Origin of the sequence: Streptococcus sp. HMSC066F10 (assembly GCF_001813805.1) — a bacterium.
Classification (GTDB): Bacteria; Bacillota; Bacilli; order Lactobacillales; family Streptococcaceae; genus Streptococcus; species Streptococcus vaginalis.
In genome coordinates this window covers 20514-32634 of sequence record NZ_KV813989.1, presented here as the reverse complement: position 1 = coordinate 32634, position 12121 = coordinate 20514, and the positions used below count along the sequence as shown (strand labels likewise).

The following is a 12121-nucleotide window of genomic DNA, read 5'->3' as shown; positions in this document are numbered from 1 at the left end:
TTTGTTTTAATAAAGATTCTTTCTCAAAATAATTTAAGAATTTATCTAGTGAAGTTTAATAATTGTTCCCGCCAGTATTCATACTGTTTCTGTCTCTGTTCTATCTCTTTAGGAAGACCTTCTGAAATAGAAGTGGTTAGGGTATTGAAGTGGTCAAGAATGGAAACTATTCTTTTTTGTTCAGTAAGGGATGGTAAGTAGAACGTTACTTTATCAATAGCATCCTTAGATAATCTAGGAATACTAGCCTTTCGAACCTGTGATTTGAGTCTATCTTGCTTACTTAACAAGACATAGTACATAAATTTATCAGAAATATTATCTGATGTCTCTAATGTGTAGACATCATCTGCTGCCCAAAAATCCACAGCGCTATACCCAATTTCACCAGCCGCCCCTGCACAAATTACAAAGCTAGTATTTTTCACTCTGTTTGATTCAGTATAATATCCTAAAGGCGTCAAACTGTTTTGATAAACTGGAATACTTCCTAAAGTAGTTAGTTGCTTTCTAACAAGACGTTTCCCACGTTGCAAATTGACAACTTGTCCCACCTTCACTCGAATTGGACCAAATACCCACTGTAAAAGTTTGATAATTGCAGAGTTGTCCCACTCCTCTACTCTACTCTCAGTGTACTCGCCTTCGGCGACGAATGTCAAGAGTTTTTCTCTAAAATATTCATACTGTTTTTGACGAAGTTCAATCTCTTTGGGAAGTCCGATGTTTAGGTCATTACAAACCATATCAAAATTGTCTAGAACTTGAACAATGCGTGATTGAATTTCGAGGGAGGGGACTGGGATTCTTGTTTTTTCTATATTTCCATTATAAAGCCTACTGATCGTCCCACCATCTGAGACTTTCCAAGGATTCATCTGATAAAAATAATATAGGTAGCGATTTAGAACTTGACTCTCATCATGATCAAGCCAAACAATGTTAGAATCTTGAAAATAAGAATCCTCACCATTAAATACAACTGTTCGACCAATAGTACCAGACGCCGAAATTAAAATATCTCCCAATTTAGGATAAGAAAACCTTAATTTATAGTTTTCAAATAATTCTCTAGAAATATAAGAAGTTGCAACTTTACCAAATGTCCCAATTTTATAAAAAGGAACCTCACCATTATCCGAAGTTTGATTTTTTAAGATTCTCCTACACATCGAAACTTTACCAACTTCCCCCAACGTCTTCCACTCAACCTGATAAACCTCATCCTCAAATGATAAAAGTTTATCTCGATAATAAGAATATTGCTTTTTACGTGAGGCCAATTCTGAGGCCAATTCTGAGGCCAATTCTGTAACATATTCAGTCATTTTGTCAAGTATTTGCACAATTTTTTCTTGAATTTCTAGAGGAGGGATGGGGAGTAATAGTTTGGACAATTTGTCAGCTTTTAACGCGGGTATCCCCGCTCCATGTTGAAAATCCATAAGATATTTCTGATTCATTTTTACAAAATGATATACAAATCTATTATTCACTCGAGTCTCATCAGGAAGTATATAATAACAATGTGCATTAGCCCAAAATTTAGTATCGACAAAATTAACAAAACCCGCAGAAGCTCCACCTTGACTTACAATGATTGTATTAGCTTCCACATTGTAATCATTAGTTCTTCCTGAATAAGTTTGTCCACCATTATATGCAGGATATAATCCATCTTCTGTCAATAAATTTTTATTTAGTTGTTTACCTTTTTTAACAGAACAAACTTCCCCCAACTCTTTCCACTCAACGGGACAGTTCTGGTTTTCTTCTAGGATGTTCATCACTTACCTCCTTCCTTGGCTAGATTTTCAATGCTTTTAATTTCCTTGAGGTAATCTTTTTCAACTTGACTAAGGGTCTTGGCTTGGTATCTCTTATATTCCTTATCTACCTTCTGCTTCATCTGTTCACGAGAGATCGAACCACTGTTATCCAGCAAGTCTTCTCCAGTAGCCTGAAGGATACGATCTACATGTGTCACCCAGTCCGCCATGGTCATGACTTCCTCTCGCTCTGCCTGTCTTTCAGCAAAGTCTAGATATCCTGATACAAGCTGATTAAGTCCACGGAGTTCCTTTTCTGTCAGATAGTTCTTGGCAACTTTTGCTTCAGATAGAGTAGGGAGGTCTCCCTTAAAAGTGGTCAAGCCCATAAACTCCTTTTCGCTATCAACACGATTGTAGATGAGTTCGCTCGCAGTATTGTGGTGAATAGCGTAATGCATCTTGTTCTGCACCGTCGCAAAAAATTTCTTTGCCTCTGGTGCATTTGCATTGTAGTCACTTGATGTCGCAAAAAGATCTAAAACCTGACGGTAAAAGACTTTTTCACTCGAGCGAATGTCTCGGATTCTCTCAAGGAGTTCTTTAAAATAAGAGCCTCCACCCAAGTTTTTCAAGCGCTCATCATCCATGGCAAAGCCCTTGATCAGATACTCTTTCAAGACTGTCGAAGCATAGTGTCTGAACTGGATTCCACGAGGAGATCGAACTCGATAACCAATCGCCAAAATCATATCGAGATTATAGTAGGCAACATTTCGCTGAACACTTCTATTCCCCTCATTTTGAACTGTCAACTTATAGTTGACAGTTGCCTCTTCCGATAATTCACCATCATCAAAGATAGCCTTGATATGTTTACTAATATTTTGCTTGGAAGTCTGAAAGAGTTCAGCTAGTTCTTGTTGGGTCAGCCAGACTGTTCCATTATCTAAGTGAAGCTCAATAGCGGACTCTCCGTCATCTGTTCTATAGAGAATCACATCATTTGCCATGGCTCAATTCCTCTACAATCTTATCTATCTCTGCACGCAAGTGGTCAATCTTGGCAACAGTCTCAGCGATTTCTTTATTGAGCACATCAATATCAATCTTCTCACGTGTGTCTTCTTGTTCGACATAGGTTGAGACAGACAGGTTGTAATCCTGCTCTGAGCCAATCACATCATTATCAACAAGAGCAGATTTATAGTCAACATTTTGATAATTAGAGAATAATTCAACTATATGCTCGATATTGCTATCCGTCAAGACATTGTTATTAGTCTCTTTTTTGAATTCCTTACTCGCATCAATAAAGAGAGTTTTATTTTCCACTTTATTTTTCGCCAAAACCAAGATTGTCGTTGCGATAGAAGTTCCAAAGAAGAGATTGTCTGGAAGAGCAATGACTGCCTCAACAAAGTTGTTATCTACCAGATACTGACGAATGGTCTTTTCAGCACCTCCACGATAGAAAATACCTGGGAAACAAACAATAGCTGCCCGACCTTTATTGGACAAATGATTGAGACTATGCATGATAAAGGCAAAGTCAGCTTTTGACTTGGGTGCTAACTTGCCAGCTGGTGCAAAACGATCATCATTTATTAGAGTTGGATCTCCATCTCCCACCCATTTGACAGAATAGGGTGGGTTCGACACGATGGCATCAAAAGGCTTTTCTTCCAGATGCTGAGGGTTTAAAAGTGTGTCCCCTCTCTTTATATTGAAACTATTATAGTTAATATTATGCAAGAACATATTCATACGAGCTAAGTTATAGTTGGTCATATTGATTTCTTGACCAAAGAAACCGTCCTCCAAGATATGTTCTTCATATTGTTTTTTCATCTGAAGCAAGAGTGAGCCCGAACCACAGGTCGGGTCATAGACCTTATTAATCTTGTCCTTGCCGACCATGACTAGTCGAGCTAACAGTTTAGATACTGTCTGTGGTGTAAAAAATTCACCCCCGCTTTTCCCTGCGTTACTGGCATAGTTGGAAATCAAGAACTCATAAGCATCCCCAAAGGCATCAATATCATTTTCTTCAAAATTTCCAAAATTAATACTATTAATACCATTTAAAATATCCGAAAGACGTTTATTTTTTTCTTTTACTGTTCCTCCCAGGATATTACTGCGGGTATCCAAATTATCAAATAAGCCCTTAATATCTTCTTCTGACTTAAAACCTATCGCAGATGCTTCAATGTCTTTGAAAATTTGAGCCAACTCTATATTCAGATCATCATTTTCAGCAGCATGCCTCACAACATTTTCAAATAATTGACTGGGAAGGATGAAAAAACCTTTGTCCTCAACTGTATCTGGACGAAAATCTTCTTCTGCTTCCTCATCACTCAAGTCTGCATAACGAAAGTCCAAATCACCCGCTTCATGCTCCGCTTTATCAAAATAAGCAGACATGTTTTCTGAGATAAAACGATAGAAAAGAATTCCGAGTACATACTGCTTGAAATCCCATCCATCGACTGCCCCCCTTACATCATCAGCAATTGCCCATATTTTTCGGTGCAACTCTGCTCTCTGACTCGCTTCATTATTATGTTTCGCCATATTCATTCCTTCATTTTCTTACTACTCTCTATTGTACAAAAAACAAATGCTTGTTTCAATTGACAACAAGCATTTTCTTTTTAAATCAACTCCGTCCCAGTCGCGTTCTGTTTAATCTTACCAGCTTTCATGAGGCCACCCAGGGCTTTTTTAAACTGTCCCTTGGAAATGCCGAAAGTCGCCTTAATATCCTCTGGAGCTGACTTATCATTCAAGGTCATGAAGCCACCGTTAGTCTCCAGATAAGTCAGGATCATCTGAGCATCATTTTCCAGCATTTCAAAAGAGCGTGGTTTGAGCGAAAGGTTCAAAGTCCTATCCACCTCACGAAAACCAATGACACGCACATCCAATACCTGTCCCAGACGCGGCTCAGCATAGCGCTCGCTGGGATGGATAAAGCCCAGCATGTTATTTTCAGGCAGATAGACAAAGGTTCCAGATAACTTCAAACGATAAACAATAGCCGGCCAATTTTGATTTTGCATATTATTATAAGCTGGACGAGCTAATTTCTGGAAATCTTCTTGGTAGGCCAAAAGCCCCCAAATGCGGTCTTTTTTATCCACATCCAGACGGATATAGAGGCAATCGCCTTTTTTAGGCCAAAGTTCTTTTATTTCTGGCAAAATGTCAAGGGACACTACAATTTGCTTATCTGGAAGTCCTGTGTCAACAAAAACACCTAAGTCCTTACGAACATCCGTCACTGTTCCCCAGCCAAAAGTCGTCTGGGTCGCTGTTACATCAAGAGTCGTCAAGCGAAGTTTCTGCTTCATGTCGCTGTAGGCAAAGCCCTTGACCGATTCGCCCAGTTGATGCTCCCCCTCTTCTTTAGCTAAAGCATATGTCTGCCCATCTTTTTGAACAAAGTAAAAACGATTATTTTCATCGGTTACAAGACCTGTTATAAATGTTGCAAGATTTGTATTCATTTTTCATCTTTCTATCGTTCGAAGCGGATATGAAACTTTCTTCCTACTTCAAAAGAAGAAGCTGGAACAAAAGTGTTCAGCTTCCTTTGTTTATATAGTTATCATTCTAAGACGTAGTGATTTGGAGAAACTACGTTGACTTTAGTCAATTAGAGTTTCTCATACACAATTATTTGGCACTTTAGTGCCTAATCAATCACTGCTGAGTGGGTTCTAACTCGTTGATAAATCAACTTTTACAGCCCTACTCAACTTTGCGAAGAGTCAAGTTTCTAGGAAACGACTGATTTCGTCCCACCCTCCTTGCTTTCTATTTTTTACTACATACAGAGAAAAGCTTACACTTCAATCAATTCTTTTTCCTTGCTGGCAGTCATATCATCAATATGCTTAACAGCCTCATCTGTCACTTTTTGAATATCTTTTTCAAGTGTTTTCAATTCATCTTCAGTAATTTCTTTTGCTTTTTCTTGCTTTTTTGCTTCATCCATGGCGTCACGGCGGATATTACGAATAGCAATTTTAGCATTTTCACCGACTTTCTTCACTTCCTTAGCAAGATCAAGGCGAGTTTCTTCTGTCAAAGCGGGAATGACCAAACGAATAACCGTACCGTCACTCGCAGGGGTAATACCAAGATCAGAAGCGTTGAGTGCGCGCTCAATATCTTTGATAGAAGATTTGTCAAACGGCGTCACCAAAAGGACACGCGCTTCAGGAATCGTGATAGACGCGATTTGATTAAGTGGAGTTTCCACTCCATAATACTCAACTGAAATCCGATCCAAAAGGCTGGCATTCGCACGACCAGCACGAATGCTACCAAATTCACGCGCTAAACTTTGGTGTGATTGTGTCATTCTTTCTTTCGCTTTTTCTACAATTGCATTTGCCATAACTTATTCCTCTTCTTTTTCTACATTATTTGAAACGGTTGTTCCGATTTGCTCACCAAAGACAACGCGTTTGATATTACCAGGTTCGTTCATATTAAAGACAACAAGGTCAATGTCATTATCCATTGAAAGAGTAGAAGCCGTTGAATCCATGATACGAAGACCTTTGTTAATCACGTCACGGTGGGTTAATTCATCAAATTTCACCGCAGTCTTATCTTTCTTCGGATCAGCGTTATAAACACCATCTACACCATTTTTTGCCATCAGAATCGCATCAGCTTCAATCTCAGCCGCGCGAAGGGCAGCTGTTGTATCTGTTGAGAAGTAGGGAGAACCAACTCCAGCACCGAAGATAACGATACGTCCTTTTTCCAAGTGTCGCAGAGCGCGTCCACGAATATAAGGTTCTGCTACTTGCTGCATCGCAATCGCTGTTTGTACGCGCGTATCCACCCCCACTTGTTGAAGGGAATCAGCCATAACCAGAGCGTTCATGACTGTTCCTAACATTCCTGTGTAATCAGCCTGCACACGATCCATTCCTGCTTCTGCCGCAGGCTCTCCACGCCAGAGATTCCCACCGCCGATAACAAGGGCAATTTCAATACCCAAATCATGTACTTCCTTGATTTCCTCTGCCATTTTTTGAACGGTTGAAATGTTAATTCCAATACCTTTCTCACCAGCAAGAGCTTCACCTGATAATTTGATTAAAATACGTTTATATTTCGGGGCTACCATTTTTATTCTCCTTATTTTATCTGTACTATTTTACCATATTTTGAGATTTTTATATAGTCAAATTCTTTAAAAAATAAAAATTTCGATAAAAGGGAGAAGATAGTTTGCCACGCTATTTGAGCAACCAGCTATGGTGTCGTTCATTCATTATGCAACGAATATTGAAATCAGAAACTTTTGTCTCAGCTTCTTTGCCGTTTGTTTCATGTGTAAAAATCAGAACCTAAGCTAAAAAATCTAATAAAACCTGAGTGAAATCACTCGTTGAAAGCGCAGGGACACCTTCTATCTGACTAGCAAAATCATCTGTCATCTTTTGAAGTGCTAACGCTTTTTCAATTGCTTTTATAATAACTTGCGCAGCTTCGGACCATCCAATGTAATCAAACATCATGCAGGCAGACAATAAAAGTGAACAAGGATTTGCTTTATTTTGATCTGCGATATCAGGAGCCGTTCCATGCGTTGCTTCAAAAATAGCATGACCTGTTTCATAATTGATATTAGCTCCAGGAGCAATACCAATGCCGCCGACTTGAGCAGCCAGAGCATCACTAACATAATCCCCATTCAAATTTGTCAAAGCTACTACTTGAAATTTTTCAGGATTTAATAGAATTTGTTGTAAAAAATTATCTGCAATCACATCTGTCACAATCAATTTTCCAGCTACTAATTCCTTTGCAAACTCCTTCTCAGCAAGCTCATATCCCCATTTTCTGAAACCACCTTCTGTAAATTTTTGGATATTCCCTTTATGAACCAGAGTTACGTTTTTTACATTGGCAGATAGAGCATAATGAATCGCTGCACGAATCAACCGTTCACTTCCTTGGCGTGAAATTGGTTTAATGCCAATAGCACTCGTCTTCGGAAAACGAATTTTATCAATTCCCATTTCCTTTTGTAAAAATTGTATCACTTGTTGAGCCTCATCAGACTCACCTTCCCATTCAATTCCTGCATAAATATCTTCGGTATTTTCACGAAAAATTGTCATATTCGTCTTTTAGGATGTCGTAGTGGGCTAGGAACGCCCGCAAAATACCGTACGGGACGTACACAAGCGTAGAGATCTAGTTCTTGACGCAAGGCAACATTTAAAGAACGAATGCCACCACCAACAGGAGTTGTAATAGGACCTTTAATCGCAACCAAATGATGCTGAATTGTCGTTAAAGTCTCTTCTGGCAACCATTCTCCTGTCAAACGAAAGGCTTTTTCTCCCGCCAATATCTCTTTCCAAAAAATCTTTCTACTGCTTCCATAAACTATCTCCACCGCTTTATCCAAGACAAGCTGTGCATCTTTCCAAATGTCGTGCCCAATTCCATCACCTTCGATATAAGGGATAATGGGATTATCTGGAACTAGCAACTGCTTATTCACAAGACGAATTCTTTCTGCCATTTTATCTCCTCCCAATAGGAATATAATGTAAATTTTGAGCGCCAACATAATGAGAGCGAGGTCTAATCAACTTATTATTTTTGCGCTGTTCTTGAATGTGGGCAATCCAGCCAGACACCCGACTCATTGCAAAAATCAATGTATAGATACTACTGTCAATACCTAAAACATGATAAACCGTTGCTGAGTAAAAATCTACATTCGGTATTAAATACTTGGTGTGCTTCATATAACGTTCGATTTCTTCTGAAATCTGTACCAAATTTCTTTTTCTGTTCCCTTTGTCAATTCCTCTGCCATTTCTCGCAAATATTTTTCACGAGGATCCTGTGTTTTATAAACACGATGACCAAAGCCCATGATTTTTTCATGTGAGGCTAATTTTCGATCCAAATATGCATTCGTATCTCCCTCGGCTTTAATTTCCTTTAACATGTCAAAGACGCATTCGTTGGCACCTCCATGAAGTGACCCTTTTAAAGCGCTGATTGCCGCCGTCACACAAGAATAAATATCGGTTAAAGTGGAAGCACAGACCCGCTCTGCAAAAGTTGAAGCATTTAACTCGTGATCTGCATGAAGAACCAAAGCACGATTGAAAGCTTGAATTTCTAATTCTGTTGGTTCCTGCCCATTTAACATATATAAAAAGTTCGCCGCAAATCCTAAATCTTTTCTCAGTTCAATCGGAGTTTGTCCCAATCTCAACCTTGTAAATGTTGCAATAATCGTTGGAATCTTAGCCATCAATTGAATACTTTGTTCATAAGTTGCTTCTAGAGACGTCTCTTCGGCATGGATATTATAGACTCCTAAAAGACTAACTGTAGAACGCAATACACTCATTGGATGCAGATGCTTGCGCGACTGGATGAGAATACATTGTTCCACCGCATCACTAAGGGCATAGTTGGCACGTAAATCGTTCACAAAATGTTTCAATTCAATCTGAGTTGGCAAATGTAAATTCCAAAGTAGGTAAATGACTTCTTCAAAACTTGCATTATTCTCCATCAATTCTGAAATATTATAGACTGCATAAGAAAGAGTATCATCTATAATCTGACTGATACGAGTCTCACAGGCAATCGTATCTTTTAAACCATTGCTTTGTGTCATTGTTTTACCTCTTGCAATTTCTTTCTAACCACCATTGGTAAAATTCCCCCATTTTCATAATAACGAATATCCGCATCTGCATCAAAACGAAGACGTGCTTTAAATCGTGTGATTCGATCGCCTTCTTTTGCAATAACCGTTATGACTTGCCCTACCTGTGGCTCTTTCGGCAATTGAATATCAAATATTTCTTTTCCAGTTAATCCAATATTTTGAGCATTTTCGCCGTCCAAATATTGAAGAGGAAGAATGCCCATCATGACTAAATTGGAACGATGAATTCTTTCAAAACTTTCAGCTAAAACCACTTTAACACCTAAAAGATTTGCTCCTTTAGCTGCCCAATCACGACTAGAACCCATACCATAATCTCGACCTGCCAAAATAATCGTATCCACTTTTTCTTTCTTATAACACATAGCAGCTTCATAAATCGGCATCAGTTCACCCTTATACTTTGTATAACCACCAAGTTTTCCAGCTGCTAGTTCATTTTTTATCCGAATATTGGCAAAGGTGCCTCTCATCATCACTTCATGATTCCCGCGACGACTACCATAAGAATTAAAGTCTTGATAGCTTACACCATGTTCCTCTAGATATGATGCTGCTGGACTATTTCTAGCAATATTTCCTGCTGGAGAAATATGATCTGTCGTAATCGTATCTCCAAATTTTGCTAAAACAGCTAGATTTTTCAACGTTTGAATGTTTGTATCATCTTCCAAGCCATCAAAGTAAGGAGGATTTTGTATATAAGTAGAGGCTTGATTCCAATGATAGATTTTCGATTTTGTTGTTGAAATTTGATTCCATTTTTCACTATCAGTAAAAACATGCTCATACTCTTTTTTAAACAAACTACTGGTAACGTATTTTTGTACATAGTCTGCTACCAAATCATGATTTGGCATAAGATCCATGAAGTAAACAGGTAGTCCATTCCTATCATATCCAAGCGGTGCACTTGTTAAATCAATATTTGCATTCCCAGCTAAAGCATAAGCGACCACCAGTGGCGGACTAGCTAAAAAATTTGCTTTAACCAAAGGATTGATTCGTCCTTCAAAATTCCGATTACCTGATAGGACAGCGCTAGCAAGTAAATCCGTATCCGTAATTGCTTTTGCCACTTCTGGTAACAAATTTCCAGAATTGCCAATGCAAGTGGTGCAGCCATATCCAACAACATTAAAACCTAATTTGTCCAGATAGACTTGGAGACCACTCTCCTTCAAATAGGCCGTAACAACCTTACTGCCTGGTGCAAGTGACGTTTTGACTGTTTTTGAAACACGTAATCCTTTTTCCACAGCACGTTTAGCTACTAAGCCTGCCGCCATTAAGACATATGGGTTGGAGGTATTAGTACAACTAGTAATTGCTGCAATAGCGACATGACCCGTTTTAATCTCTTCTTCATAATCATCAAACAATACCGTCGCTGTTTTCCTCAATTCCTCTCTTGGCAAACCAAAACCTCGAACACCCACTTCTCGGATAAGACTCGCTTGAAATTCTTACTTAGCCTTTGTCAATTCAATTAAATCCTGTGGCCGTTTGGGACCAGAAATACTCGGAACAATGGTGGACAAATCAATCTCAACAATTTTTGAATAAATTGGCTCCACTTTTTCATCATAAAATAAATTATTCTTTTGGACATAGAGCCTCGTTAACGCAATATGTTATTCTTTCCGATTTGTTAGTCGCATATAATGAAGGGTCTCTTCATCAATAGGAAAGTAACCGCAGGTTGCTCCATATTCTGGCGCCATATTTGCAACTGTTGCGCGGTCTGCCAAACCAAGTGTTGCTAGTCCTTCCCCAAAGTATTCTACAAATTTTCCAACTACATTTTCTTGTCGTAATCGTTGTGTTACTTTTAAAGCTAAGTCAGTTGCCGTTGTAATCTTAGGCAATTCCCCAACTAAGCGTACACCAATCACTTCTGGAACTGGAAAATAAGAAGCTTCTCCCAACATAGCAGCCTCTGCTTCAATTCCTCCAACTCCCCAGCCAAGAACCCCTATTCCATTGATCATTGTTGTATGACTGTCTGTTCCAAACATTGAATCTGGATAAAGCATGCCGTCTTTTTCAATAACAACATCACTAAGGAATTCAATATTAACTTGGTGAATAATCCCAGTTGCAGGTGGAACTGCACGATAATTATCAAAAGATTGCTCAGCCCATTTCAAAAATTCATACCGCTCATTATTACGTGAAAATTATTTTGTTATATTTTCTTCCAAAGCAGTCTCACAGCCATAACAATCAACTTGCACACTATGGTCAATGACTAAATCCACAGGAATTTCAGGATTGATAAGTTCTGGATCTCCCCCATTTGTTACAACTGCATCGCGCATACTTGCCAAGTCAACAACAACTGGTACTCCCGTAAAATCCTGTAAAATAACACGACTTGGTTTAAAGGGCACTTCACCTCTCGGTTTAACAGCTTGATAGTGCATTAGATTCTCTATGTGATGTTTTCTCACAACATCGCCATCTTCTTTTCGCAAAAGACTTTCTAATAATATGCGAATAGAATAAGGAAGATTGTCTAAGTCTCCACCCATATCTAATGCAACTTTTTCGAGATCAATATAGCTATATTCTCGCTTATCTTGATATAATATAGATTTATATGTTAGCATGA

6 protein-coding genes and 3 pseudogenes are annotated in these 12121 nt (G+C 38.7%); all 9 read right to left on the bottom strand.

Translation table 11 applies throughout. The features are described 5' to 3' along the window. Positions 1-41: 41 nt before the first annotated feature. On the bottom strand, positions 42-1787 hold the full coding sequence (locus HMPREF2933_RS06415) for a restriction endonuclease subunit S (RefSeq protein WP_070672661.1): 1746 nt from the start codon (positions 1785-1787) through the stop codon (positions 42-44). Beyond that, positions 1787-2782: a virulence RhuM family protein gene (locus HMPREF2933_RS06410; protein ID WP_070672658.1), complete on the bottom strand. Its 996-nt coding sequence runs from the start codon at positions 2780-2782 to the stop codon at positions 1787-1789. Before HMPREF2933_RS06410 ends, HMPREF2933_RS06415 begins: the two co-directional genes overlap by 1 nt. Next, positions 2772-4349, bottom strand: coding sequence for a type I restriction-modification system subunit M (locus HMPREF2933_RS06405; protein WP_070672655.1), 1578 nt, complete (start codon positions 4347-4349; stop codon positions 2772-2774). The genes HMPREF2933_RS06410 and HMPREF2933_RS06405 overlap by 11 nt, the downstream gene beginning before the upstream one ends. An 80-nt stretch (positions 4350-4429) precedes the next feature. Beyond that, a complete protein-coding gene (gene cvfB, locus HMPREF2933_RS06400) occupies positions 4430-5284 on the bottom strand; it encodes an RNA-binding virulence regulatory protein CvfB (RefSeq protein WP_024051982.1) in 855 nt (284 codons plus the stop codon). A gap of 338 nt (positions 5285-5622) precedes the next feature. After that, complete coding sequence (frr, locus tag HMPREF2933_RS06395) at positions 5623-6180, bottom strand: ribosome recycling factor (RefSeq protein WP_070672652.1); 558 nt, start codon at positions 6178-6180, stop codon at positions 5623-5625. Positions 6181-6183: 3 nt separating this feature from the next. After that, the gene (pyrH, locus tag HMPREF2933_RS06390; protein WP_003025453.1) at positions 6184-6924 is read right to left on the bottom strand and encodes a UMP kinase; all 741 of its coding nucleotides are present in this window, start codon (positions 6922-6924) and stop codon (positions 6184-6186) included. Between the two features lie 223 nt (positions 6925-7147). Beyond that, positions 7148-8334 (bottom strand): annotated as a pseudogene (gene icd, locus HMPREF2933_RS06385) (NADP-dependent isocitrate dehydrogenase). 1 nt (position 8335) lies between these two features. After that, positions 8336-9453, bottom strand: a pseudogene (locus HMPREF2933_RS06380) (citrate synthase). Then, positions 9450-12119, bottom strand: a pseudogene (gene acnA / locus HMPREF2933_RS06375) (aconitate hydratase AcnA). The pseudogenes HMPREF2933_RS06380 and acnA overlap by 4 nt, the downstream one beginning before the upstream one ends. Positions 12120-12121 lie beyond the last annotated feature (2 nt).